The organism is Collinsella sp. An268 (assembly GCF_002159765.1).
Lineage (GTDB): Bacteria > Actinomycetota > Coriobacteriia > Coriobacteriales > Coriobacteriaceae > Coprousia.
This window is the reverse complement of record NZ_NFJH01000006.1, coordinates 48,118-74,588: the sequence shown is the minus strand read 5'-3', so window position 1 is coordinate 74,588 and position 26,471 is coordinate 48,118. Positions and strand designations below refer to the sequence as shown.

Genomic DNA, 26,471 nt, shown 5'->3' with positions numbered 1-26,471 from the left:
TTCGCTCGGGGAGCACCCCCCCCCGCCACCAAATCAGGGGTTCTGCCGTCGGGCGACCGCAGGGCGCCCCGCGCGGCACGGGCCGCACCGCGCGACCGATAGCGAGAAAGGAACTCTCATGAGTACCGAGAAGAAGATCAAAGCTGCGTCCGGTTGGGGCATGCTTGCGGCGAGCCTCGTTGGGATCGTGGCCGTTATCGCCCTGTTCGTCGGCGGCATCGTGCTCGCCGTCGCCACGGAGGATTCCGGCGAGTCCGCCACGCTCCCCGTCATCATGGTCATCGCAAGCGTCGTCCTCTTCATCGCTTGGTGCATCCTCGTCTCCGGCTTTTTCACGCTGCAGCCCGGCCAGGCGCGCGTCTGCATCCTCTTCGGTGACTACAAGGGCACCGTCCGCGACGAGGGCTTCCGCTGGGCGAACCCCTTCTACAGCCGCTCCATGGGCTCCGACGGCACCGCCGAGAACGCCACGGCAGAGGTCATCAGCAAGTCCGGGCTCTCGCTCGGCAAGCAGATTGAGACGGCCACCAAGGCGACCAAGGCCCTCTCCACCAAGGTCTCTGTCCGCGCACGCACGCTCAACGGCGAGATCCTGAAGGTCAACGATAAGATGGGCAATCCCATCGAGATCGCCAACGTCGTGGTGTGGCACGTGGCCGATACCGCCAAAGCCCTCTTTGACGTGGACAACTACGAGCAGTTCGTGGCTACGCAGGCCGAGACGGCGCTTCGCCACGTGGCGAGCATCTACGCCTACGACCATGCCGAGGACTCGAGCGACTCCATGGACTCCATCACGCTGCGCTCCAATATCGAGGAGGTTTCGACGGCGCTCAAGCACGAGCTGACGCAGCGCCTCTCCCCCGCCGGCGTCGCGGTGGACGACGCGCGCCTCACGCACCTCGCCTACGCGCCCGAGATCGCCCAAGCGATGTTGCGCCGTCAGCAGGCCGAGGCGGTCATCGCCGCGCGCAAGAAGATCGTGGAGGGCGCCGTCACCATGGTCGAGATGGCCGTGGACGAGCTGGGGCAGCACGGCAAGATCGAGCTCGATGAGGAGCGCAAGGCGCAGATGGCCTCCAACCTCATGGTCGTCCTCTGCGGCGAGAGCGAGGCGCACCCCATCGTCAACGCCGGCTCGCTGTACTAGCGCAGCCCGTTGCCCGGCACGCGACGGCGTCGCCATGAGCGTGCCGGGCGCCACCGTGATCGGCCTCTCACGATAAACCTAGGCCTATCGACTCATGCCGCGCTTGGACCTGCACCGCGACTCGGCAGATCCAAGCGCCCCCTTCAAGCAGGTGACCGCCATGGCGCGCAAGCAATATCCCCTCCGTATCGATCCCGCCGTATGGGAGGCGGTACAGCGCTGGGCCGACGACGAGATGCGCAGCGCCAACGGGCAGGTGGAGTGGATCTTGCGCGACGCGCTCAAGCGGGCCGGGCGCCTGCCCAAACGGGAAGAAAAGCACCGGGATGACGAGCGCTCCTAGCCGTCAGCCGCGAAACCGCATCGTCTATGAGCACCGCTCCCGGAATAACGCCCGCATCCTAAACCCCGCGACACGGCCCAACAGAGACCTCGCGCCTTCAATGTGCATCAAATGTCGCAGATGCCTCCTATACCCTCCTTCGGCGCCCGCATATCAGCACGCAACCCCTTCCATGCATCATGGTCTAGACGGCACTTCTCGCATTTGATGCACATTTGAGTCTCGAACCGTCTCCTCAGGGGGTTGCCGTCTCCTCAGGGGGTTGCCCGCGGCCCGTCGGCTCCCATCGGCCCCCAATGTCCCGGCGACGCGCTCGCCCCCGATCCCACCCACCGTCCTTTGATAGGAGGACCCATGCCTCTAACCCGCAAAACCCCTATTCTCACCGTGGACCGCTTCGAAAAGCGCTATGGCGACAAGGTCGCCGTGCGCAATCTCACACTCACCGTCGAGGCGGGCGATATCTACGGCTTTATCGGCCATAACGGTGCCGGCAAGACCACGCTCATCCGCTCTATCGTGGGAGCGCAGCCCTTTGAGGGCGGGAGCATCGGCGTGTGCGGCGTCGACGTAACCGCCGACCCTGTTGCCGCCAAGCGACAGCTCGCCTACGTGCCGGATAATCCCGATATCTACACGTTCATGACGGGCATCCAGTACCTGACCTTCATGGCAGATGTCTTCGAGGTGCCCCGCGACGTCCGCGAGGAGCGCATCACCTCGTTCGCCGGGCGCCTCGGCATCCTCGATGACCTCGCGAGCCCCATCGGCAGCTACAGCCATGGCATGCGGCAGAAGCTCGTCGTCATCGGCGCGCTCCTGCACAAGCCCAAGCTCCTGATCCTCGACGAGCCGTTTGTCGGCCTCGACCCCGTCGCCTCGCACGAGCTCAAAGAGATCCTGCACGAGCATGCCGCGCGTGGCGGTGCGGTCTTCTTCTCCTCGCATGTGCTCGAGGTCGTCGAGAAGCTCTGCAACAAGGTCGCCATCATCCGCAAGGGCGAACTGGTGCGCGCCGGCACCACCGATGAGGTCCGCGGCGACGACTCGCTCGAAGACGTGTTCCTGGAGCTCGCCGAGGTCGACGCCGCCGCCCCCGACCGCGCATCCTCAGAGGACGGCCGCCATGCGTAACTTCTTCATCCTGCTGCGAGTGCAGCTGCTCGCCCTCTCCCACTCGCTCAAGCCGGGCAATCGCTCAGGCGGCGCCCTTGCCGTCATTGCCGGGATCGTGCTCGCCCTGATCATCTTCCTCTATATGGGGCTTGTCGCCATAGGGCTCGTGAGCATAGGGCTTGCCAACGCCATCCCCGGCTTTGCCGTGCTCATCGGCGCGCTCGCAGGCGTGGTCTTTACGTTTCTCAAGGCAAACGGCACCCTCTTCGGTCTCGCCGATTTCGACCTCGTCATGGCGCTCCCCATCCCGCGCCGCATCGTGGTAGCCGCCCGCGTGAGCGCGCTCTACGCGAGCGCCACCCTCCTCGGTGCCCTGCTCGCCGCGCCGCTGTGGGCGGTCTACCTTGCGCTCGTCGATTTTAGCGTGATGAGCTTCGTCGGCATGGTGGTAAGCGTCCTTCTGGCGCCCGCCATCCCCACCGCCATCGCCACGTTTGTCGCGTTCGGGGTGAGTGCCGTCGCCTCGCGCTTCCGCCATGCGAACCTCGTCTACCTCATCGTCTCGCTCGTGGGGTTCAGCGCCCTCTTCATCGGCCTGTACGGCTTCTCGTTCTGGGCGCAGGCGCAAAGCGACAGCATCACGGCCGCGCAGATGGAGGGTGGCATCGCGTTTGCAAGCGACCTGCTCTCCCGTGGGTGGCCACCCGCAGCGCTCATGGGCTCCGCCGTCGCGGACCGTTCGCTGGGCGCGCTTGCGGCCTTTGTCGCCCTCTCGCTTGTCATTCCCGGCATCGCCCTCGAGATCATGCAGCGCAACTATCTCGCCATCAATGCGGCCCTTGCCGGGCGCGCCCGGGCGCGCGCCCTCACCGCGCGCGAGCTCCGCGACCGCACGGGCCGCACGAGCGCGCCCATCGCCGCGCTCATCATGAAGGAGTACCGCACGCAGATCGGCATCCCCTCGTATGCGTTCAACTGCCTGTTCGGCTACCTTCTCATGCTCATCATAGCGGTCGCCATCTCGGTGGTGGGGCTCGATACCGTGGTGACCTCAGGCGCTATCAACGGCGTGGACATCTCGGCCGATCAGTACGCCTCAGCCTCAGGCCTCGTCGCCAACCTGCTCCCCTGGGTCTTCGCATTCTGCGCCATCACCTGCCCGAGCGCGGCGTGCTCCGTATCCATCGAGGGGCGTAGCGCCTGGGTCACCTCCACGCTGCCCCTCCCCGCGCGGACCATCCTGGGCGCCAAGCTCGCCGCCAACGCGGTGCCCGTGGCCGCCACGCTCGCCATCTCGGCCGTGATCATGCTCGCAACGGGCCAGATCGACGTGCTCGGAGCTATCAACGTGGTGGTCGTCGGCTTTGGCGTGTTCTTCCTTTTCGTCACCATCGGACTCGCAAGCGACGCGCGCAAACCCAACCTCACGTGGGCCACGCCCAACGACGTCGTCAAGCGCGGCTTCCCCATCATGGTCGTCGTGCTGGGTGGGCTCGCAGCCGTGACCGTCGGCGCCATGGCCACGTTCGCGCTCTCGATGGCAACCACACCCCTCGTGGCAAGCCTCGCCATCCTTGCCCTGGGCCTGCTGCTCGCCGGCGCCGGCTGGCTTGTCTTCACGCGTGCCTGCCGCCGGACGCGCCTCATGTTCTGATGCGCCGCGGGCGCGCCGCCGCCGCAAAGGCACGCGGCGCGCCCGCAACGGCGCGCCTCATCGGTCGCGGTAGGCGCGCCAGATGAGCCACACCACGCCCGCGGCAGCGAGCCAGCCTATCAGCGGCATCCAAAAATCGGTGACCACCGCGATGGCGCCGTGCACGTTACGCAGCATCGCCGCTCCCCTCAACAGGCGGCGCGAGCTTCTCTTGCGCGGGAGCAGGGATCTCCTCCCATGCAACCTCCTCCCAGCGCACCACGCCGCGCAGCGCGAGCGTGGTGAGGTGCAGATACGCCCCCTCGCGCAGCTCGCGGCTCGTGTCGAAGCCGAGCTCGCGCTCCGCGCCCGCGGCGTCCACCGCCGGCAGGTCGTAGTGATACGGGAAATCGTTGTTGTTCTCCCCCGCCTGCGTGAGCCGGGTGTTGTCCACCTGCACGTACCAGGCCTCGCCCGCGCCGAACATCTGGTTGTAACCCCACCAGGCGCCCACGGCGGCGACCCCGATCAGAGCGAGCACCACCAGCACCTTCACCGCACGCTTCATCATCTTGCGTCTCCTTTCCGCCTCGATCGCGCAAAAGCGCGTCTCCATAGGTTCCCACGGCACCCGTTACGCAAGCGGGCCGGCGACAACGTCGACCGGCCCGCTTCGTTCCCGTTATGCCGCAACCCTTGTTCGCACAAAGTCGCGCACCATGCCCTTGCTCATAAGGTAGGTCACGCAGAAGTAACCGCCGTAGGCCACCACAAAGATGAGACCCGTGATGCCCACCGTGCCGCCGATGGTAAGCCCGCCAAAGAGCGCCACGAGCTTGATGATCACGCTGAGCGCGCAGGCGGAGTGAGCGACGCCCACCATAAGCGGGAACAGGAAGAACACCGTCTGCTGCACGAGGACCGAGTGCGCGATCTCGCCGGTCCGGGTGCCGAGTTCCGCCAAGATGCGGTAGTTCTTGCCGGCGTCCGCCACGCCCGAGAGCTGCTGGATGGTGAGGATCGCCGCACAGGCAACCACCAGCACGAAGCCGATGTAGATGGCGAGGTAGCTGATGAGGCCGTTCATGGAGTCCGTGCTCTCGTACGTCGTGGTGCGCGTGGCCTCTGAGCCCCAGCTGGCGATGCTCTCGCCCGCGTCGTTGGTGATGTCGCCGTATACGCGGTACTCGCCGATGTACGCATCGCCCTCCTCGGTCGAGATACCATCTGCGTAGTTGACCATGAGGTAGCTGTAGTAAGGTGCGAGGTCGAGCGAGGCCACCAGGTCGTCGGGCAGCACGATGGTGCCCGCGTTCATCCCCATCATGGCGTTCTGGAACGTGCTCGCGTCCTCCGGCACGCGGCTCTGCACCGGCGTGAGCGTGCGCCCGCCAATCTCAAGCGCAACCCCCTGGCCGAGCACCGCGTTGTAGATGTCGTTTACCGAGGCGCCCATATCGGACGTGATGGTATAGCCGCTCTTCCCGAGGTCGATCTCCTCCATCCCCCGGAACCGCAGGTAGGCATTGTAGTTGCTCTCGGTCATAACCGCGAGGCCGAGCGACGACAGATTGGACGCATCGACCCCTGCCGGCAGCGGCATGTCCACAGCATCGCACAGGTCGACGAGGCTCACCACGGGCTCGCTCGCCCCGCGCGGCGTGGAATCGAACGTATCAACCTGCATATAGTCGCCGGCAATGGCGGCAAGATCGAACGGGTGTGTCTCACCCGTCCCGGGATCAATGACGTCGCTCGAGCTCGCAGCCATCATATCGACCGGACCGTCGGCAACCGCATAGCGCATCCCGGCGTCATCCGCGGCCGCGTCGGCGTTCATCTCGTCCACCACGCTCGGCCCCCAGTACACGAGGCAGCGCGTATAGTCCACGGGCGTGCCGCGCTCGACCGAGTTGTTCATGGTGTCTGCGAGCGACATGCCCGTGGTCACCGACGTGATGGCCAAAAAGAGGATCATCGCGATCATCGCCATCGAGAAGCTGACCGTGTTGACCTTCGCGGAGAGCTGCCGGAGCGTCACCATGTTGAGACCGCGCCAGTACACGCCCCGGGCGCTCTGCAGGGCCTTCAGCAGAAAACCGGCAAGACCGAAGAAGAAAAGGATCGTGCCCGCAACCACCATGGCGGTGGTGATAAAGAAGGCCCCCATCGCCTCGGGCTGGCCGTCGTAGGGCAACCCGTCGTGCAGCAGGCGCGCGTACGCCACGATAATCGCCCCGAGGCCCACCACAAAGATGGCCGCCGAGATCCAGGGGTTGCGCGTCTTGACGGTCTCGTTTTGACGGTTCGCGCTCATAAGGTCCACGATGCGCGCGCGGCGCACCACGCGCAGGTTGAAAACGAGCGTGACCAGAAAGATCGCCACAAGGCACCCGACCGTCTGCATAAACGCGCCGAGCGAGAAGAAGAAATGGAAGTCGCTGATCTGCGTCTTGAAGAGGGACGCGGTGAAGAACACCATGAGCTGCGAGAGCGCGAGGCCGAGGATGAGGCCGAGAATGAGGGCCGCACCGGACACAAAGAGGGTCTCGAGCGCCATGATAACGGACACCTGGCCGCGCCCCATACCGAGCACCTGGTAGAGGCCGAATTCCTTCTTACGGCGCTTCATGATGAAGTTGTTGGCATAGACCATGAGAAAGCCCATCACCACGGCAAGAAACACCGTGAGGCCCGCGATGATGCTGCCGAGAAGCTCGCCCATGCCGTCGTTCTGCGCGGTCACGCCGGCGATGTCCACTTGGATGGAGATGGTGTTGAACGCATAGAAAACGGTGACGGCCAACGTGAGCGTGAGCAGGTAGACGAGATAGTCCCGTCCAGCGCGCCGCACGTTGCCCCACGCGATCTTACAGAGCATCGGAGCCCTCACCGCCCATCATCGCCACGACCTCCATGATGCGCTCGAAAAACGCCTGTCGGGTCGAGTCACCGCGCCTGAGCTCGGTAAAGATCCTGCCGTCGCGAATAAAGAGCACGCGGTGCGTGTAGCTCGCCGCAAAGCTGTCGTGCGTGACCATGAGCACCGTCGCCTGCAACCGCTCGTTCATGGTCTCCAGGCTCTCGAGCAGCAGGCGGGCGTTTTTGGAGTCGAGGGCGCCGGTGGGCTCGTCGGCCATGATGACGGTGGGCTCCGTCACGAGCGCGCGGGCCGCGGCGACACGCTGCTGCTGGCCGCCGGACATCTGATAGGGATACTTCTCCAAAATCTCGTGGATGCCGAGGCGCCCGGCCACCTCGTCCACGCGCCGCAGCACCTCTTTGGCCGGTACGCGGCTGATGGTGAGCGGCAGGGCGATATTCTCGCGCGCGGTAAGCGTATCGAGCAGGTTGGAGTCTTGGAAGATGAACCCCAGCTGCTCGCGGCGGAAACGCGTGAGCTTGGCGGGCTTCATGCGCGTGACGTCGACACCGCCGATGAGGACCTCGCCCGAGGTGACGGCGTCGATAGTCGACACGCAGTTGAGCAGCGTCGACTTACCGGACCCCGATGCGCCCATGATACCGAGGAACTCGCCGCGCTCGACGGTAAACGAGACGTCGTTCAGGGCGCGCGTCACGTTTTGACGGCTGCCGTACACCTTCTCGATATGGCGCGCCTCCAACACGGGCGCAGCCGGAGCCTGGGCTTGGACCTGAGAGAGCTTGCCGGGCGCGGCGTGCGCCGGGCGCGGGGCTTGGGCAAATGCGGGCATGCGATTCCTTCCCATCTGACAGGCGGGCCGCACCAGAGCGTCGGCCCGCCGCTTGAACTGCACTATTTGTTGACGTTCCACAACAGGGCGATCATGCCGAGGGCGAGCACCGCCATGATGACGAGCCAGACCACCATCTCTGCCACCGACATGCCCGCGCGCACCAGCGGGTTGTGGGAGCGGGCGGGCTCGGGCTCGGGGTCATACGGGTTGCGCTTCGTCATGGTCTCACCCAGGGGGCAGGTTGTTCTGATTGCCATGGGTACCACACCTCCGCCCACTATAGTGGCAGGATGCACGTGGAGCAGCCATCGATTTGCCTTACAGGCGCATTGCAGTTTTGTAAGGTTGGCTAAAGAATGCCTTAACGGGCCGCTTGACGGCCCGTTAAGCGGTCTTTTTAGCTCCTCTTCGACCTTTTACATCTATGAGACGCCCGCCCACGGCTTGAGCGACTGAAGGGCCGTCGCAAACGCATCGTTATGCACCACGCGCTCGAGCACCGAACCAAAAGCATAGGCGAGGTTGAGGTAGCCGGCATCCGCCGCAGTGATAAGCGCCCGCGCCGCGAGGGCGAGAAGCTCATCGTCCGGCGCGATGACCACGCCCGCCTCATCGAGCGCCTCAGCAGCGCGCCCATCGTCGAGGGGCTCGGTCATACCCAGCTCGCGCATGAGGGCTTCCATCTCCTCCTGCGCCATGTCGCGCAGGCGCGGATTGACAACTGCCCGCTGGTAGCACGCAAGTCCCGCCAAGGGGTCGCCGGCGCGCCAGAGCGCATACGCCAAGCGGTAATACGTGTAGGTGTACGACGCCGGCTCCGCGTCGTAGGCGAGAGCGTCCTTTAAGAGCTCGGCCGCCTGCTCGTATTCGCCGAGTTCGCTCTCGGCGGAGGCGGCCGTCACGTAGGCGTGCGGCGACGTGGGCCCAAGGTCGAGGGCTTGGCGCGCATAGGCCAGCCCATGCTCGGCGTCATTGTTGTCGGTGCACAGATTCGCAAGCGAGATGAGAACATCGAAGCGCGAATCGTACACATAGCGGTAGCGTGCGGAGGTGTCCTCGTCCACGAGCGCCATGGCGAGGCGGGCCAGACCGCTTGAGCAGTACAGTGGGCGGCGCGCGGGGGCGGCGTCCGGCGCGGAGCCAGCCTCGGCATCCGACGCGGCGTCGAGCCCGCCATCGTCCACCAAATCCATCACACCCAGCAGGTCGGATAGCTGTTGGGCCGCCTCCGCGGGATTACTCCCGGCATGCTTAATCGCCTCCCGCAACCGGTCGGCAAAGGGGTCCTCGCCCAGATGGTAGACATCAAGCTCGCAGACCCGGTCGGCCCGCAAGAGCTCGGCAAGCTCCGGCGTAAGCGCGCGCTCGTCCTCCCACACGGGCTGCGTGCGCACCGGATCGGGATCGGGGAGGTCCGCCGCAGCGCCCTCAAGTGGCTTGAGGCCCAAACGCGGCCCCAGCGAGCAGGTGAGCTGCGCGGGCTCCAGAAGCTTGCGGAGACCGCTCACGCCCCAAGTGAGTCTCTGTTCAGAGAACCGGCCCTTACGCACCTCATCGAAGAGCGACATGATGAACGCCTGACGGTCGACGTCGAGCACCACGAGGGGGCGCGCAAAGGCACGGTCCTCAAAAAGGCGCACCTCAACATGGCTCACGCCCGCGCCCGCCGAGAAACCCGCCGTTGCCAGCGCGGCGGCGAGACGCAACGCGTAGGCGCTGGCGGCAACCTCGGCATGGTCGGCGCAGGGGGCGAGCTGCTCCGTTTTGGCCGATTGCGCGTCGCACACCCAGCGCGGCATCGCCTGCGCGCCCGGCGTTTTGGCGGCGATGGTCACCGTGCCGGCGGCCGCGTTTACCGCGATGCGATACGTCAGACGGTACGGCAGCACCAAGCGCTCCAGAATACCCGTCAGGCGGGTCCGCACATCCCACTCGCCACCGCGCGCGCCCGTGGCGCCATAAATCTGAAGGAGGGGATTCTCCGTTTGGGCCAAACGCTTGAGGAGCGACGCCGTCTGGTCGGTGATGGCACGCAGCGCATGCCAGTCCTCGTCGGCGCAGAACGCCTCGGAGGTTGCGGAGAGAGCATCCGCACCGTTCTCGCGCGCGCGGTCGGCAATGAGCGCGAGGCGGTTGAGCGCGCCCTCCATCGCCATGAGCGTATCGAACTCCTCTTCGCGCACCTCAGAAAGGTCGCAGGCGATCCAGAAGAGCTTGGTCGAGCCCAAGCGGCGGAGCGTCGGCTCGTGGCGCGCCGCAAAGCTGCGGAAGGCCACCGGGTTCGCATCGCCCAAGATGCGCGCCGCATACCGCTCGAACCCCGACGTGCGCGCACCGCTTCGCACCTCGCCGATAAGGCCGTCAACGGCATCGGCGGGCGGAAGGTCCAAAAACGCCGCCACCACATCGCCCATGGTCTTGCCGGGAACGTCGGTCGCCCGTACGCGTACGGGCAGATAGTAGAACGTCAGGTAGGCAACGGCCAGAAGCCCGCGCAGCGAAAGCGCGCGCCCTCGGTAGCTCCCCACATCGCTCACCGGGTCCACCAGCACATAGGCGTCCGCTTTCTCACAGCGGTATTCGCTCACCATGCGCTCCTCGCTGGCGGCCTTCCCGCATACGCTCAGGCGACCTGCCGTGGGGTTATCGCTCCACCGTGCGGCGGAGATAATGGGGGCGTCTGAGGGAACGTCGGTCAGATAATCGTCGCAAGCGTAGACATACCCGCCGTCGCGCACCCAACCAATCACGTACCCTGTGCGCTTGCCGGTAAACGAGATGAGGTAGCCCAAGCTCCCCTCGGGCTCGGGCATGCCGCCGCCCCAGCACACGGCATAGCGCGCGCCTGCCGCCTGCAGCGGCAGAGGATCGAGATGCATGGCATGGCAAACCAGGGGGAGCTTCTTTTCTTGCGCAGCCATCGCGTAGCCTTTCTCGCAGAGGCGCCGGGCGCCCCAGCAGCGCCGACGCCACAGAAATGTCTACGCCCTATCATACCGGTTCGCCCGGACAGAAAACCTGAACGTTGGCTTGTGCTTTTGCTAGCATAGTGCGCTGGCGGGCGCGGACAGCTATGCGGCGTGAGGCGAGGCGTGCGCGCACGCGAGACGGACGGATTGCGGCGGCGGTCGCACGGCATGGGAGGTGCGCCTTGAAAACCGTACATGTGGCAGCGGGCATCATCCGCCGCATGGAAGATGGCACAGCCACCGGCGAGGTGCTTGCGGTGCAGCGCGGCTACGGTGACATGCGCGGTCTCTGGGAGTTTCCCGGGGGTAAGGTCGAGCGCGGCGAGACCGCCGAGGACGCCTGCCAGCGCGAGCTCGCCGAGGAGCTCGGTATCACGGTCGAGCACCTCCGCGCCTTCTATACCGTCGAATACGACTATCCCGATTTCCACCTCTCGATGGAGTGCTTCTTCTGCCGCCTCGCCACAGGCGAGCCCACCCGCTCCGACCGCCAGCTCGACCTGCGCTGGGTCGGTCGCGGGGAGCTCTTAAGTCTTGCCTGGATGCCGGCAGACGAGGGGCTGGTCGAGGCGTTGGCCGCGGCTCCCGCGCACGATGACGAAGCGGAGCTGGTGCGTCGCCGGGCTGCCATCCGCAAGTCCATGCAGGGCAACAAGCGTGCCAACACCAAGCCCGAGCTTCTGGTGCGTCAGCGCCTACGCGCCGCCGGATACACTGGCTACCGCCTACAGTGGGCCAAGGCGCCGGGACGCCCCGACATCGCCTTTCCCGGACGCAAGATAGCGATCTTCATCAACGGCTGCTTCTGGCATCGGTGCCCCCACTGCCACCCGAGCGTCCCCAAGCGCAACACCGAGTTTTGGGAGGCGAAGTTCCGCCGCAACGTCGAGCGCGACAAGGCGGCGGTCGCGGCGCTCGAGGAAGCCGGATGGGCCGTTATCACCATCTGGGAGTGCGAGCTCAAGCGCAAGAAGATCGACGAGACGATGGAGCGCGTGCTCGAGCAGGTTCGCGCGGCGTGGTAGCAAAGACGACTCGGTAGCGAACAGGCGGGGCCCGGTTACCCGGAACCCCACCCGATGCAGACTTGCCTGCGCGTTATGCGACCGCGCTAGTCCTCACGACGGCGCGAGCGCACGCCCGCAGCCACGGCACCGACGCCCGCGAGGCCGGCGATCCCCATCGCGACAAATGCCGGGTCACCCGTCTCGGGCAGCCCCTCGCCATCGGACTTGTTCTTGTTGTCCGTCGTATCCTGGGGCTTCTGCTCGTCCTTCGGCTGCTCGGTCTCAGCCGGCGCAGAGGAATCGGTCACCGTAACCGCAATGGTGCGCGTCACGGTTCGCGTTTCACTTGAGCCGCTTCGAGTCACACCGTTATCGACGGAGAAGGTACCCACCAAGGTCACCGTAGCCGTTCCGACTCCCACGAACTCAAGACGGTCGACTCCGTAAGTATCGTCCCGTGTAACCTTCACCACAGCTTCGTTGCTTGACGAGGTGGTGCAACCCAAATAGGAAACGTTTGAGCCCTCGGCATTAGCGCCGGTCCACAGAAAAACAGCGCACGAACCGGCACCGTTAGCCATATCGTAGGAGATGCCTGTTACGTTGCCGCGATCATCATACGTATATTGCACATCTTCGGACACGCCAGGAATTGAATGATCGAACACCATCGACTCATCAATGAGACTTTCATAGCTGCGTACGGTGTAGGAAAGCGTAGCAGTGCCCAAGACGGTCGTTCCGTCTTCGTCATACACCGTGGCGATGAGGTCCGCCGTGCCGGGTTTGAGCGCCTCGATGTAACCGTACGCCTCATTGACGCGGAACACGGAGCTATCGCTCGAGCTGTAGACGACCTTGTTGGAGACCTCATCGCCCACAACCTCGCCCGCGGCGTTTGCTGGAGCGACCTTGAAATACTGCAGCTCGTAGCGCGAACCGGGCGAGAACGTGAGCGCATCGCGCGAATCGCTCACGTACCCGCTAAAGGCATAGCCCACAGCATCCTCAGGTACATAGTCGATGACGGTGTAGTCGAGATGCGCGACCTCCACTTCGTTGAGATAAGCAGTTACCCGCGCAGAGCCGGCAGGGCCCGTCCTCATGCTGAGGCCCTCAGGATCCACCCAGAGTACGTCCTCGTTATCAGAGGAGAAGGTCACCCCTTCAGTGATAACGGTGTCCTCATACCCCTCGACCCGGTGAAGCTGGAACATATAATCATTGGCGCCCAATGGCCACTCTGTGTTGCTGTAAACAACGCACGCGCCCGCCTCGTTGTAAACGCCCCAGATCTCATAAAGCACGTCCTCCTGCGTTGCGGTGGCAACCACAGGCGCGGAGGTATTATCCGCAGCAACGGCATCCTCAGCGAACGCGGCCATGGGGGCGCCGAGCGACAGGGCGCCGGTGAGCCCGGCGACAATGAACGGTTTAACGTAACGATGAGCAGCCATATGCATCCTCCCAAGCAGCAATGGGCACGTGACAACGCGCAATGCGTCCATTCTGCGCGGGAGCACCGTCGATTCCCAGCGATTTGTCACAAACGCAGCACCCGGGGTCACAAATCGTCAACGAGATAAAGAGACGGCGCGCAAGACCTTGGGAATGCCCACAGCGCGCGCCGCACGTCCCGCAAACCCGCGGGTCGGCAGCGTCTGATACGCAAAGGGCGACGCTGCGGCTACTTCCCCAGCTTGAGCAGCGCGACCGCCCGAAAGCGACCGTCCGCCACCTCGAGCTTGAGCGAGCCTTGGCGCAGCTCGGCAAGCTCGCGCACAATGGAGAGCCCCCACCCGTGCTGAGGCAGATTGTGCACGCGCTCCGTCGGGCGCAGCGTGCGACGCGGCGCGGCAAGCTCCCGCAGGGTTGCGTCCTCCTCCGGGAGATAGGGGTTCTCGACGCGCACCGCAAGATACCCCCGCGTCGTGCCAATCGTCACGGCGACCTGAGGCGGTACGAGATCTTCCGCATCGCGATTCCTTGCAGCTTCCGCCACCCGTGCCGCTGCCGCGATCGCATTGTTGACGAGGTTGGACACCACCGCGCAGAGCTCGGCGTCGGACAACTCGAGCTCATAGGGCACGTCGGCATGCACCTGAAGATCCACGTCCTCGCCCGCGGCCTGCGCCATCTTGGCTTTGAGCAGCGCGTCCGCCACGGGGTGCTGGCAAAGCCTCCCGCCCGAGCGCGGAATCATCGCGTCGGTGCGTTCAACCGCCACCAGGGCACCGGGCACGTCTCCCGCCGCGAGCGCCTCGGCGATACGCTCGAACTCATCGGCATACACGTGACGGCTCCGCACCGCCTCAACGGCTGCGCGCTCCGCCTGCTCGAGATAGGCCTGCTGCACGCCCACCTGCTCCTCGAGCGCCTGCGCGCGAGCTGCCGCCACGTCCTGAGCGCCTGCCTGCTCGATACCTGCGAAGAGCCGCGGGTTAAACGCCGCGCAGGCAAACCCCACGCCGGCCACTATGACCTCGCAGAGGGGAACCCACGCAACGCCCGCACCGCGCAACGCCCCCGCAGCAAAGCTCACGCCCATCATCGCGACCTGCCACAGCGGAATGAGCGCCACGAGCGCACGGCGCGCAGGCGGCAGCTGGTAGCGGCCGCGCGCGAGCGGCACGGCGGTAACGGCAACCGCCGCCATCGCCACAGCAACCAGCACTAGGCTTGCGACGAGCATGCCGTATCACCATCCTTGTTCGAAGTTGTACCCGCGTCGGCAGAAGCGTGGAGGTCCTCCGCGCGCGAACCAGGCGAAACCGTCGCCTCGCCCGCCGCGTCCCCGTCCGCGTCCCAGAGGCCGAACGCGCCGTAGTCGTCGGCGCGTAGGAGCGCCGCCATCTCGCGGGCGTAGCCCTCTGCGCGGGCGTGGTCGCCCTCTGCCACGAGGGCGGAGACTGCCTGCAGGTGGGCCCGGGCGTCGTGACGGAGCTGCGCCGTGCGCACCGTCGCCCGCGAGACCCGGCCGTACCGCGCGAGACACGCCTCCAGCCGCTCGCCCGCCACGCGTGCGTGCGCGTCGGCCGCCGCTGCTCGGCGCGCCCGCTCGAGGCTCCAGAGGAGGCCCGCGTCCAGCGGGACAACCAACGATGCGAGGGCGATGCTCATCACGCTCAGGGGGTCGGAAGCAACTAACCCCTCCATCACGATGATGTAGAACAGCCCGGCGGCAAGGCCGACGCCCAGCAGCGTCGCGAGCGCGAATCGAGGAACCACGGTCTCTATCTGGTCCCCGCGTAGGTGGTGCCTCATGAACGCGCGGACAGCGAACCCGCCGCATATGTTGAACGCTAAGTCAAATATGCGACAGCCAAGCGTCAGCGCTGCCCACTCCCTCGTCACCTCCGCAAACGACAGCTGAATGGCGACGGGAACCATAGCGAGCGTCACCGCAAACTCGCCCGCAAACAGCAATCCCACGCACAGCGCCATGCCGATGAACCGCTCACCCACCGCGCCTTCGAGAAGCATGAAGGGGCAGACCAGCCCGCAGACCACAAAATGGACCTGCGCCAACCGCGGCGCCACCCCGGTGAGAGCCGCCACCACGAATGCGCCCGCACCGGTGAGTACCAGGTAAGCGCTCCGATGCCGCATGGGCAGCACCGTGGCGATATTGATCTCGCACGCAAGGACGATGAGGGTGCCCGTCAACAGGCTCGCCACTTGCAACAGGTCATCTAGCATGGTCCGCCACCGCCTTGCGGCTCAGGAGAGGGGCCATCGGCCTTGTGCGTGCCGGGCGACAAGGCCGTCACCTTACTCTTCTCCTCGCCAGCCACGGCAGACTCATGAGGCAGCTCGCCCTCCGCGTCCCCGCCCTCGTCCCAGAGGCCGTACGCGCCGTAGTCGTCGGCGCGCAGGAGCGCCGCCATCTCGCGGGCGTAGCCCCCGGCGCGCTCGGGGTCTCCCTCTGCCACGAGCGCGGCGACGGCCTGCAGGTGGGCCCGGGCGTCGTGGCGGAGCTGCGCCGTGCGCACCGTCGCCCGCGAGACACGGCCGTAGCGGGCGAGGCACGCCTCCAGCCGCTCGCCCGCCACGCGTGCGCGCGCGTCGGCGGCCGCCGCCCGACGCGCCCGTTCGAGGCTCCAGAGGAGGCCTGCGTCGAGCGGCACTGCAAAGACGGAAAGCAGCATCCCCACCACGCAGAGCGGGTCGGAAGCGGGTATCGCGAGCAGAGTCAGTATGTAGTAGAACCCGATAGCGAGGCACACATGCAGAAGAACACCCAGCGCAAAACGGGGCAGCACGAAGTCGATCCGTTCGCCACGCGTCCACCGTGCGACAAACGCCCGGATGCCAAGTCCGCCCGCCACCATCATCATCAAATACACCGTCCGGAAGACAAGCATGACCACCACATGCTCATGAGCAAACGAGGTATACGGCATCCCACCGGCGAAGATCAGCACCATCGCCGCCGTGAGGAACTCTCCCATGAAGAGCAACCCCAGATTCAACGCGATCGCCACGAGCCGCTGACCGCGCGAGCCGCGCAGCAGCACGAGCGGCAGCAGCAATGCACAGACGACAAAGTGGAGCTGACTCAGCAGTGGCAGCACGCTTCTCACCGCGATTACCGCAACCGCACCAAGATAGGCCACAACCAGGTAGGCACGCCGTCCACGCATGGGCAACGTGTACGCGAGGTTGGTTTCGAACGTGAGCGTGATGGCCACGCTCACCAGCGTGCTTATGGCCTCCAGAACCTGCTCTACCCCGCCGTTCATCTGCCCCGGCCCTAGAGCGAGCGCCCGATGAAGGCGACAAGGCGGTCGGCAAGAGACTTGCGGCAGCGCTGGCTCACCGGCAGGCGCTCGCCGCTCGCGAGGATGAGCTCGCGGCCGTGCAGCTCGGAGACAAAAGCGAGGTTAACGAGGAAGCTCTTGTGGCAACGGGCGAACTGCTTGGGCAAACGCGCCTCGAGGTCGGAGATGCGCGCGTACGTCTCGATCACACGGTCGCGTTCGTGAATGCGCACCTTGCGCCGGTCGCTCTCCACGTAGCGCACCTGATGCGGGGCGATGCGCACGAGCGCCGACCCCTGGTGGACAAGCAGCGGCTCAGAGCGCTCGGCATCGAGCGCCGCCACGGCGCGGGTGAGCGCCGCATCGAGCTCTGCGGGGTTGACGGGCTTGGAGAGAAACCACGTGTGGCGCGTATGGTACGCGGCGGGAGCATACTCGAGGTAGGCCGAGACGTAGATAACCTGCACGGGTGCTGCAGCCGGGATGAGGCGGTGAATGAGCTCGATGCCGTTGGCGCCGTGGTCGAGCTTGACGTCCACAAAGAGGATATCGGGGAGATCGGTTACCCGAAGCGGCGCGGCATCGGAGGCACTGCCCCCGCCGGGGATAGGACCGGACTCAACACGCACAGAAGTCTCGGAGCCGGGCGCATCCGCCGCGGCAGACGAAGCGCCGGATGCGGTGCTCGTAACATGGCGCATGCCCGCAAACGTCAACCGCGACGCCAGGGAAGACGCTTCGATCATACGGACGAGCTCGGCGGCGGCGCGCTCATCGTTCTCGATAACCGCAACAGAGTACATCGATGGCCCCCTCCCCCGCGCTAGCGGCATGCATTGCCTACCGTGGCGTTTTCATCGTACCATCGGGCAGTCCCGTGGAAACGCGCTTGAAACGCTTGTGGTAACAAGCGATGGCTCTGATGTCGCAAACGATGCAATCTCACGTACGAACGCTGCGCGCCCATCGTCTTGGGGACAGCATCGCGCCCGTCTCCGCGCGACAGCTTGCGCAGGCCCTACGCCGCAACGCGGGACGATCATACGTATAACGCGATACCGGCCCGAAGGCCGGTATCGCGAGTCGCTGAAAAGGAGTTGCGCTCAAAGGCGCCTGATGTGCCGGCCGCGCCCTACAGCGCCGCCGCGTGCGCCAAAGGCTGCACGTTGAGCGCGTCAAGCAGCTCATGGCTCGAGTGCAGGAAGTTCGCTACCTGATCGCGCGAACGGTCCTGGGCGGACGGGGTGGCGAGGAGACCTGGTCTCTGTGTTGGGGGGAAGGAGAGGTAGTCGGCGCTGGCCTCGCTGCGGTGCAGCTGCCGCGCCTGTGCTGCATGTTGGGAGCAATGCATCGCGGCCTCCTCGCTCGTCCGCCATAGCTGCGCGCATCGGCTGCTGCGTTTCCGATGCGTCGATGTCAGTATGACCGAGGAACCTCAGGCAAAACTTATGGTCAAATGAAGACTTACTTACATCGCTTTGAAGCCTTTATGGATGCCTGTTTATCTGTGGTTTTGCCCATTGGTCCCCCGTTTTCCATACCAGCGCGAGCGCGTAGGGGACCCTCATATGGCGAGGATATGAACCTCCGCCAACAATCTGGCACGGCCCCGGCAAGAGGTCCGCGCCGCGCCGCGAGAGCGCAATCGACTGGAGCAATATCTCAGCCGCTCGCCCAACCATTGGGGGGTTATTCATTCTAGTGCCTATTTTATGGCGTGCCCTGCGAGTAGCCACGGCAACCGCCAGCTCGCTGACCTGCCCTTTTTCTTTCACGCCCCACCCTGGCTACTTCAAGGGTGCCCGTGGAACTAGGCACTAGAATGATTAACCCCCCTACGATGCCCCGTCAATCGGGAGAAATCCTTCACCGCAACCTGAAACGGCCCCTCCTACAACCGAGATTTCCCCGCGGCACGATTGCGCAGGCAGGGCTGCCGCACCGCTCCACCCCACGCTGCCGCCGCGTTGCCCCAGATAGGGCAAAGGCCCCGGGAACCTGATCCCGGGGCCCAAAGCTCCACGCTATACCGTAAGCCGCCTACATCAGCTCGCACACGTTCTTCGCGAAGGCGACCGGATCCTCCGGCAGGATGCCCTCGACCAGCAGCGCCTGGTCGTAGAGAAGCCCCGTGTAGAGCTTCACCTTATCGGCGTCGCCCGCCTCCTGCGCGGCAACGAGCTTCCCAAAGACCGGGCTCTTGCCGTTGAGCTCGAGCACGCGCTGCGCCGTCGGCATACCCTCCACATCGCCCTCGGGACCGCGCTTCAGCACCTTCTCCATCTCAAGCGACAGCGGACCCTCCGTAGTGATGACGGCCGGCGTGTCGTTCTCGCCCAGGCGCGCCGACACGGCGACTTTCTGCACGTTGCCGCCGAGCGCCTCCTTCATCGCGTCGAAGAGGTCGCTGTGCTCGCGCGTCGCCTCCTCGGCCTCCTTCTTCTCGTCTTCGCTCGCGAGGTCGAGGTCGCCGGTCGCAACGTTCTTGAGCTCAAGATGACGGTCCTCGAGCTCGGGCTCGGCGCCATCGGCCACGGCCTTCGCCGCCGCCTCGCGCGCCGCCTCGTCCTCGTAGACCTTGGGGCAGTCCTTCGCTACGTACTCGCGCATGGACTGGAACGTGAACTCATCGACGTCCTGCGTGAGCAGCAGCACGTCGTAGCCGCGCGCCAGCACGCCCGTCACCACGGGCATCTTGGCGAGGCGCTCGCGATCGTCGCCCGCGGCGTAATAGATCGCCTTCTGGTCCTCCGGCATCGCCTTGACGTACTCGGCGAGCGTGACCATCTTCTGCTCCTTGGCGCTCCAGAAGAGCAGCAGGTCCGCGAGCTCGCCCGCCTTGGCGCCGTAGCTCGCGTAGATGCCGTACTTAAGGCCGCGACCAAAGCTCTCGAAGAACTTCTCGTACGCCTCGCGGTCGTTGTCGCGCATGTCCTCCAAGTCGGAGGTGATGCGCTTCTCGATCCGGCGGGCGATGGCGCGGAGCTGACGGTTCTGCTGGAGCGTCTCGCGGCTGATGTTGAGCGAGACATCGGCTGAATCCACCACGCCGCGGACAAAGTTGTAGTAGTCGGGCACGAGGTCGGCGCACTTCTCCATAATCATCACGTTGGAACTGTAGAGCGCGAGACCCTTCTCGTAATCCTTGCTATAGAGGTCAAACGGCGCGCGGCCGGGGATAAAGAGCAGCGCATCGTACTCGAGCGCGCCCTCGGCATGGAAGCTGATGGTGCGGGCCGGGTCCTCGAAATCGTGGAACGTTGCCTTGTAGAACTCGTGGTAGTCGGCGTCCTCCACGTCCTCGCGGCGCTTCTTCCAGATGGGCGTCATGGAGTTGACGGTCTCGAGCTCTTGGTAGTCCTCGTACTCGGGCTGGTAGTCGTCGCCCGCGTCCTCGGGCTTGGGCTTCTGGCGGGACTTGGTGACCATCATCTGAATCGGGTAGCGCACGTAGTTGCTGTAGCGCTTGACGAGGTCCTTGAGCGCCCACTCGGAGAGGTAGCGGCTGTAGTTCTCGCCCTCCTCGCCGTTCTCGCCCGCGACGTCGTCGCGCAGCGTTAGAATCACGTCGGTACCGTGGTCGGCGCGCTCGCCGGGCTCGATGGTGTAACCCTCGAGACCGTCGGACTCCCACACGTTGGCCTCGTCCGCGCCAAACGCGCGCGACACGACGCGCACGCGCTTCGCCACCATGAAGGCGGAGTAGAAGCCCACTCCAAACTGGCCGATGATGTCGATGGCGTCGCCCTGGCTCTCGGCGTTTTCGGTCTTAAACTCCTCGCTGCCGGAGTGCGCGATGGTGCCGAGGTTGCGCTCGAGCTCGTCGGCCGTCATGCCAATGCCGTTGTCGGAAATGGTGATGGTGCGGGCATCGCGGTCAAACGCGATGCGGATGGCAAGATCGCCCTGCTCCACATGCATGCTGTCGTCGGTCAGACTCTTGAAGTTGAGCTTGTCGACGGCGTCCGACGCGTTGGAGATGAGCTCGCGGAGGAAAATCTCCTTGTTGGTGTAGATCGAGTTGATCATAAGATCGAGAAGCTTTTTGCTCTCTGTCTTGAACTGACGCATACGCTACCGTTCCTTTCGAGGCTGCGGAATATCCCCGCACCTGTTCTACCTACCGCGCATGATGATACCCACCTTGCTCACGCATAAAACCTAAGCGCTAAAGACTTAGATTATTTTCATGAGTCATGCGCAAGTGCGCGAGAGCGATGCGCGTCGAACGCTATCGGTGCGATGCCCAATCCACAGAAGGCTTCATCTGAGCTGTTCCGCGACGTTCGCTCGAGACAAACCGGCGCAGACCGTTATGTAATAACCCCCTATGGCCAAAAACCGTAGCGAAATAATAACTGACCCCCCAGCTTTTGCGTCCTTGAGGAGCCCTGAAGACGCGATTCTGTGTTCTTTGACCCCCAAATAGATCATAAAGCGGGTCCGAGGCCCCGTTTTCTTCATGCATTCAGAGCGCTAATCATTATTTCGATGCGGTTTTTGGCCACAGGGGGTTAGTAATATGCGCTTTCCCGCACACATAAGGGACCGCGGGCTCCCCAACGTTGCGCGGCCTACCGGTGCGCGTCGCGCTAGCGCGCATCCGTCGGCACCGCAACGCTCGGCAACACCTGCACGGGGAAGGTCACTACGATGCGCGTGCCGCAATCCGGCTCGCTGTCGAGCGAGATCGTCGCCCCATGGAACGCAGCCGCGTGCTTGACGATCGCCAGGCCGAGCCCCGTGCCGCCGCGCGCCTTGGAGCGGCTCTTGTCCACCCGGTAGAAGCGCTCGAAAATCTTTGCCTGCTCCTCGCGCGCGATACCGATACCCGTATCCTCCACGCGGATAAACGGCCTGCCGTCATCGTCGATACCGCAGGCGAGCACCACCGAACCGCCGGGGCGGTTGTAGCGGATGGCGTTTGAGGCGAGGTTGTAGGCGAGCTCGTCGAGCAGGCGCGGCACGCCGATGACCATGGCGGGGTGCTCGTCCAAGAAGAGGGCGACCTCGGCTTTGAGCGCTACGTGCTCCAAACGCTGCTGTACGGTCTCGAGCATGCGCGGCAGGTCGATGGGTTCCGTCGAACCGAGTACGCCCGCCGCCTCATCGGATTCCGACCGCTCCGCCTCGTCGAGGTTCGAGAGGGTGAGAATGTCGTTCACAAGGGCCGTCAGGCGCCCCGCCTCGCGGTAGATGCGGCTCGCAAAATCCTTCACATCGGCCTCGTCGACCACCATGTCAGACGAGATGAGCTCCGCGTAGCCCGAGATGGCCGTAAGCGGCGTCTTGAGCTCATGGGTGATGTTTGCCGTGAACTCGCGCCGCATGCGATCGTTGTCGGCGAGCACGCGCACCTGCTGCTTGAGCTCCTGGCGCTGGCTCTCGATGCGCTCGAGCATGGGCACCATCTCGGCGTAGGCGCCCTCCATGTTGCGCTTGGGGTGGTCGAGGTCGACGTCGAGCAGGGGCGCGATGATGGCGCGCGACTCGCGGCGCGCCGCGAAGAACGAGACGACGATCACCATCGCGGCGATGATGAGGAGCGGCCCCACGAACGACAGCAGGATGGAGAGCACCCCCGCCTGCGCCTGCGCGATGCGGATGACCTGCCCGTTATCGAGCAGCACCGCCTCGTAGAGCATGACCTCGCCGATGGTGGTGGAGTCGCGCTCGTCTGAGCCGTGCCCCGTCTCGCGCGCCTGGAGCACCTCGGGGCGCTGCCCGTGATTCTCCATGGTCGCCGCCGGCTCCTGGTTGTCGTAGATGACGGCGCCGTCCTCTGCAATAAGGGTGAGGCGCGTGTTCTCGATCTCGACGCGCTGCAGCACGGCGATGTCGTTGGTGGTGCTATCGAGCGCCGCCGCCACGATCTCCGCCTCGTCGTGCAGCTCGCTGCGCGTCACCGCCGCCAGATTGGACTGCAGAAACGCCGATCCCACCACCGTGAAGACGGCGATGGCGGCAAACGCCACGGTAAAGACCGTGCCGAAGACGCGGCGCGAAAGGGTGTGTTTCGATCCAAAGGGGCTCATGGACGATCAGCCGGGAGGAGGCCGGCGCTACTCGGTGCGGTCGGCAAACCGGTAGCCGACGCCGCGCACCGTCTCGATGCAGCTCGCGTGGTCGCCGAGCTTCTGGCGCAGCGTCTGCACGTGCACGTCTACCGTGCGCGAACCGCCGTCGAAGTCCCAGCCCCAGACGCTCTGGAGGAGCGCCTCGCGGCTAAAGACGACACCGGGCTTGCGCATGAGGTACTCGAGCAGGTCGAACTCGCGGAGCGTCAGCTTGACCTCCTCGCCGTCGACGCGCACCTCGCGGTGGCTCGGCGAGAGCACGATGCCGCCCGAGGAGAGCACGTCGGAGACCTTCTTGGTCATGCCGCCGCGGCGCAGAAGCGCGCGGCAACGGCTGGTGAGCTCCATGAGCGAGAAGGGCTTGGTGAGGTAGTCGTCCGCACCTCCGTCGAGTGCGACCACCTTGTCGAGCTCGGTGTCCTTGGCGGTAAGCATCATGATGGGCACCGTCGCCGTCTCCTGGTCGGCGCGCAGGCGACGCAAGATCTCGAGCCCGTCGGTATCGGGCAGCATGATGTCGAGCAGGACGGCGTCGGGAACGCGCCGGGCAACCGCCGCCTTGAACTCGCTGTCGGAGGCAAATCCCTCCGCCTCGATACCCTGCTGATGCAGCGCATAGAGCGTGAGACCGCGGATGTTGTCGTCATCCTCAACGTAATAGATCATGCGTCACCCTTACTCTACAACCACTGACGGCGCGCCCGCGCGCACCGTACCGGCTCCATCTTACACCGTATCAGCCAAAGCGTCCGGTGAGGTAGTCGGCCGTGCGCTGATCCTGGGGCGTCGAGAAGAGCTGCTGGGTGGGCGCGTGCTCCACGAGCTCGCCGAGCAGGAAGAACGCCACCGAATCGGAGATGCGCGACGCCTGCTGCATGTTGTGGGTCACCACGACGAGCGTGTAATGCTCCTTGAGCTCGAGCGCCAGCTGCTCGACCATCTGCGTAGAGATGGGGTCGAGGGCCGACGTCGGCTCGTCCATGAGCAGCACCTCGGGCTGGACGGCGATGGCGCGCGCGATGCACAGGCGCTGCTGCTGGCCGCCCGAGAGGCCCATGCCCGAGCTCTTGAGCTTGTCCTTGACCTCGTCCCAGAGGGCGGCGCGGCGCAGGGACTCCTCAACGATGCCCTCGAGCTCGCTTTTGCTCTTGATGCCCATGCCGCGCGGCCCGTAGGCGACGTTATCGAAGATGCTCATGGGGAACGGGTTGGGGCGCTGGAACACCATGCCCACGCGCTGACGCAGGCGCGTAACGTTGTAGTCCTGGTAGATGTCCTCGCCGTCAAGCGTGATCTTGCCTTCGATGCGGCAGTCCTTGACGAGGTCGTTCATGCGGTTCAGCGTGCGCAGCAGCGTGGACTTGCCGCAGCCGGACGGGCCGATGAACGAGGTCACCTCGCGGTCGCGGATGTCGATCGAGACGTTCTTCAGGGCGTGGAAGTCCCCGTAGTAGAGGTCGAGGTTCTGAACGGCCAGACGCACCGGGTGCTCGGACGCGGGCGCAGCAGCATCCGGCGCCCCCATCTCGCGCGCCTGCGCCGCCTCTACCTGTGCCGCCCAGCTCTGATCAGCTGTATCCACCTCAGTACCTCCCAATGTTTAGCGCACCCGAGTCTGCGTGCATCGTACGTGATAGCTCACCAGATGGTACGCGCTCGACTTCATGCAGCTGAAAGAGACATGTTAGGGGAGTGTAAGGCGCGCGACGGTGCGCTATACTGCGTTATGCACAGCCGCGTATGCGACACGCGGGCACTACGATGAGAAAGGGTTTCTCGGGTGCGTATTCGCTAACGTTCTCAAACGTTCCGCACGCTTTCGGCGTCGCATGCGTCGCCGGGGCCGCCCCGCGCAAGCGCGGCGGCTGCCTAACCCGAGGAGACAACCCATGCAACTCACCCTCTCGCAGGTGACCTACACCTATCCCTCTGCCACCGCGCCTATCCTCCACGACGTTTCCGTTGCCTTTCCGGCCGGATGGACGGGGGTGCTGGGCGACAACGGCTGCGGCAAGACCACCCTCGCCCGCATCGCCGTGGGCGACCTCGCACCCGACCGAGGCACCGTCAGCCCCGCTCTCATGGGGATATTGTGCACCCAGGAGGTCGACGATCCGCCGGAGGGACTTGCCGACTTTGCCCTCGACTTTAGCCGCGAGGCACGCGAGCTGAGGCGCATCTTTCACCTTGAGGACGATATGGCCTGGCGGTTCGACGAACTCTCATGCGGCGAGCGCAAGAAGCTGCAGATCGCCGTGGCCCTGTGGCGCCGACCGGACGTGCTGGTGGCCGATGAGCCGACCAACCACCTCGACCATGACGCACGCAGCGAGCTCGCCCGCGCACTCGAGTCGTTTCGCGGCATCGGCATCGTGGTGAGCCACGATCGTGAGCTGCTCGACGCCCTCGCCGAGCGCTGCGTCTCCTTTGAGAACGGCGACGTGGTGGTGCGTCCCGGCGGCTACACGCAGGCGCATGCCGAGGCGGACCGCGAGCGCGGGGCCCTCATCGCCGAGCGGCAGGCGGCAAAAAGCGAGCTCGCCCGCCTTGCCGCCGAGCAGGACCGGCGCGCCCGCGAGGCGGCGCGTGCCGGCGCGCGCCGCAGCAAGCGCCACATCGATCCCAAGGACAAGTCGGCCAAGGCCAAAATCGACCTCGCCGTCTACACGGGGCAGGACGGGGCGCGCGGGCGGCTCTCCGCGCAGATGGGCGCCCGCACCGAGGCGGCGCAGAAGCGCGTCGCCGCCGCCTTTGTGGCAAAACGCTACGACGGCGACCTCTGGCTCGACGCCGAGCCGAGCCCCCGCAAGACGCTCGCGCACCTCGCCGAGGGGCGCATTCCCTGCGGCGCGGGCACCCTCGCCATACCGTCGCTCTTTGTGGGCAACACCGACCACATCGGCATCGTGGGCCCCAACGGCGCCGGCAAAAGCACGCTTTTGGCGCACCTGCGCGGGCTGCTCGCACCCGGCCTACGCGTGCTCGACATCCCGCAAGAGCCCTCCCCCGCTGTGCGCGCCGAGGTGCTCGCCCGCGTGCGCGCGCTCGACGCCGCCGCGCGCGGACGGGTCCTCTCTACCGTGGCGCAGCTCAACTCCGACCCCGACCGCATACTTGCCGGCGAGCGTGTGAGCCCCGGCGAGCTCCGCAAGCTCATGCTCGCGCTCGGCATGCTCGATCGCCCCGTCCTCATCTTGATGGACGAGCCCACCAACCACCTCGACCTGCATTCGACCGAGGCGCTCGAGCAGGCGCTCGCGGCCTTTCCCGGAGCGCTCGTGCTGGTCAGCCACGATCCGACATTTCTCGCCGCGGCGACCGCGCGCACCTGGGAGGTGCGCGACGGGCGCGTGCGGGAGCGATGACGGGTACGGCAGGATAACGCCGGCAGGCGTCTGGTTTTTGGGAAGGTCCCGGGCGGCGGAGGAGTCGGGCGGACGCTACGCCCGGGCCCTGGAGAAGAACGTCCGCAGATGGTATGGGCGGTTCCCGCGGAAGTTATGCGGCGGATGGTATGTCCGGACCCCTGAGGGGAGAAAACCCGCGGATTGTATAGCCAGATTGCATGTCGCGATTCCAATGCGACGAAAGCCCAGCTCAGCGCCGTGCAAAGAATGGGCGGATTGTATAGAAAGATGCAATCCGCCCGTTCTTTCCCCAAAAACCATACAATCCGCCGCTTCTCTCCCCTGCTCTT

21 protein-coding genes are annotated in these 26,471 nt (G+C 65.3%); 6 read left to right on the top strand and 15 right to left on the bottom strand.

Annotation, left to right across the window (positions count from 1 at the left end):
* Positions 1-118: 118 nt before the first annotated feature.
* The 4 genes from B5F70_RS06255 to B5F70_RS06240 all read left to right on the top strand — a co-directional run bounded on the left by B5F70_RS06255 (position 119) and on the right by B5F70_RS06240 (position 4,263).
* Positions 119-1,150, top strand: coding sequence for an SPFH domain-containing protein (locus tag B5F70_RS06255; protein WP_087204708.1), 1,032 nt, complete (start codon positions 119-121; stop codon positions 1,148-1,150).
* Between the two features lie 160 nt (positions 1,151-1,310).
* The gene (locus B5F70_RS06250; RefSeq protein ID WP_087204777.1) at positions 1,311-1,493 is read left to right on the top strand and encodes an Arc family DNA binding domain-containing protein; all 183 of its coding nucleotides are present in this window, start codon (positions 1,311-1,313) and stop codon (positions 1,491-1,493) included.
* A 354-nt stretch (positions 1,494-1,847) separates the two neighbouring features.
* The gene (locus tag B5F70_RS06245) at positions 1,848-2,627 is read left to right on the top strand and encodes an ABC transporter ATP-binding protein (RefSeq protein WP_087204707.1); all 780 of its coding nucleotides are present in this window, start codon (positions 1,848-1,850) and stop codon (positions 2,625-2,627) included.
* Entirely contained in the window at positions 2,620-4,263 is a 1,644-nt protein-coding gene (locus tag B5F70_RS06240; protein ID WP_087204706.1) for a hypothetical protein, read from the top strand. The genes B5F70_RS06245 and B5F70_RS06240 overlap by 8 nt, the downstream gene beginning before the upstream one ends.
* Positions 4,264-4,429: 166 nt before the next feature.
* Here the strand turns inward: B5F70_RS06240 and B5F70_RS06235 are convergent, their stop codons facing one another.
* From B5F70_RS06235 to B5F70_RS06215, 5 genes are all read right to left on the bottom strand, one after another.
* Positions 4,430-4,813, bottom strand: coding sequence for a YxeA family protein (locus B5F70_RS06235; RefSeq protein WP_158094948.1), 384 nt, complete (start codon positions 4,811-4,813; stop codon positions 4,430-4,432).
* 111 nt (positions 4,814-4,924) lie between these two features.
* On the bottom strand, positions 4,925-7,123 hold the full coding sequence (locus tag B5F70_RS06230; protein ID WP_087204704.1) for an FtsX-like permease family protein: 2,199 nt from the start codon (positions 7,121-7,123) through the stop codon (positions 4,925-4,927).
* Positions 7,113-7,958 carry an ABC transporter ATP-binding protein gene (locus B5F70_RS06225; RefSeq protein ID WP_087204703.1) on the bottom strand — a complete coding sequence of 282 codons (846 nt, stop codon included), beginning with the start codon at positions 7,956-7,958 and terminating at the stop codon, positions 7,113-7,115. The genes B5F70_RS06230 and B5F70_RS06225 overlap by 11 nt, the downstream gene beginning before the upstream one ends.
* Before the next feature lie 62 nt (positions 7,959-8,020).
* Positions 8,021-8,218 (bottom strand): hypothetical protein, encoded by a 198-nt coding sequence (locus B5F70_RS06220; protein ID WP_087204702.1) that lies wholly within the window; start codon positions 8,216-8,218, stop codon positions 8,021-8,023.
* 165 nt (positions 8,219-8,383) lie between these two features.
* Positions 8,384-10,882: a tetratricopeptide repeat protein gene (locus B5F70_RS06215; RefSeq protein WP_087204701.1), complete on the bottom strand. Its 2,499-nt coding sequence runs from the start codon at positions 10,880-10,882 to the stop codon at positions 8,384-8,386.
* Between the two features lie 230 nt (positions 10,883-11,112).
* On the opposite strand from B5F70_RS06215, the gene vsr reads away from it, so the two are divergent.
* A complete protein-coding gene (vsr, locus tag B5F70_RS06210) occupies positions 11,113-11,955 on the top strand; it encodes a DNA mismatch endonuclease Vsr (protein WP_241145923.1) in 843 nt (280 codons plus the stop codon).
* An 86-nt stretch (positions 11,956-12,041) separates the two neighbouring features.
* Here vsr and B5F70_RS06205 read toward each other — a convergent pair whose 3' ends face one another.
* The 10 genes from B5F70_RS06205 to pstB all read right to left on the bottom strand — a co-directional run bounded on the left by B5F70_RS06205 (position 12,042) and on the right by pstB (position 24,299).
* On the bottom strand, positions 12,042-13,394 hold the full coding sequence (locus B5F70_RS06205; protein WP_087204699.1) for a hypothetical protein: 1,353 nt from the start codon (positions 13,392-13,394) through the stop codon (positions 12,042-12,044).
* Positions 13,395-13,624: 230 nt separating this feature from the next.
* Positions 13,625-14,629 (bottom strand): GHKL domain-containing protein, encoded by a 1,005-nt coding sequence (locus tag B5F70_RS06200; protein WP_087204698.1) that lies wholly within the window; start codon positions 14,627-14,629, stop codon positions 13,625-13,627.
* On the bottom strand, positions 14,611-15,636 hold the full coding sequence (locus B5F70_RS06195; protein WP_087204697.1) for a hypothetical protein: 1,026 nt from the start codon (positions 15,634-15,636) through the stop codon (positions 14,611-14,613). Before B5F70_RS06195 ends, B5F70_RS06200 begins: the two co-directional genes overlap by 19 nt.
* Positions 15,630-16,679: a hypothetical protein gene (locus B5F70_RS06190; protein WP_087204696.1), complete on the bottom strand. Its 1,050-nt coding sequence runs from the start codon at positions 16,677-16,679 to the stop codon at positions 15,630-15,632. Before B5F70_RS06190 ends, B5F70_RS06195 begins: the two co-directional genes overlap by 7 nt.
* Positions 16,680-16,690: 11 nt before the next feature.
* A complete protein-coding gene (locus B5F70_RS06185; RefSeq protein ID WP_158094947.1) occupies positions 16,691-17,500 on the bottom strand; it encodes a LytTR family DNA-binding domain-containing protein in 810 nt (269 codons plus the stop codon).
* 329 nt (positions 17,501-17,829) lie between these two features.
* Entirely contained in the window at positions 17,830-18,048 is a 219-nt protein-coding gene (locus tag B5F70_RS06180; protein WP_087204694.1) for a hypothetical protein, read from the bottom strand.
* A 689-nt stretch (positions 18,049-18,737) separates the two neighbouring features.
* Positions 18,738-20,768: a molecular chaperone HtpG gene (htpG, locus tag B5F70_RS06175; protein WP_087204693.1), complete on the bottom strand. Its 2,031-nt coding sequence runs from the start codon at positions 20,766-20,768 to the stop codon at positions 18,738-18,740.
* A 521-nt stretch (positions 20,769-21,289) separates the two neighbouring features.
* Positions 21,290-22,732: an ATP-binding protein gene (locus tag B5F70_RS06170; protein ID WP_087204692.1), complete on the bottom strand. Its 1,443-nt coding sequence runs from the start codon at positions 22,730-22,732 to the stop codon at positions 21,290-21,292.
* Between the two features lie 27 nt (positions 22,733-22,759).
* A complete protein-coding gene (locus B5F70_RS06165) occupies positions 22,760-23,440 on the bottom strand; it encodes a response regulator transcription factor (protein WP_087204691.1) in 681 nt (226 codons plus the stop codon).
* A 70-nt stretch (positions 23,441-23,510) separates the two neighbouring features.
* Positions 23,511-24,299, bottom strand: a complete 789-nt coding sequence (gene pstB / locus B5F70_RS06160; RefSeq protein ID WP_087204776.1) for a phosphate ABC transporter ATP-binding protein PstB — start codon at positions 24,297-24,299, stop codon at positions 23,511-23,513.
* A gap of 364 nt (positions 24,300-24,663) precedes the next feature.
* Between pstB and B5F70_RS06155 the strand changes: the two genes are divergently transcribed.
* Positions 24,664-26,139, top strand: a complete 1,476-nt coding sequence (locus B5F70_RS06155) for an ATP-binding cassette domain-containing protein (protein ID WP_087204690.1) — start codon at positions 24,664-24,666, stop codon at positions 26,137-26,139.
* The last annotated feature ends 332 nt before the right edge of the window (positions 26,140-26,471 follow it).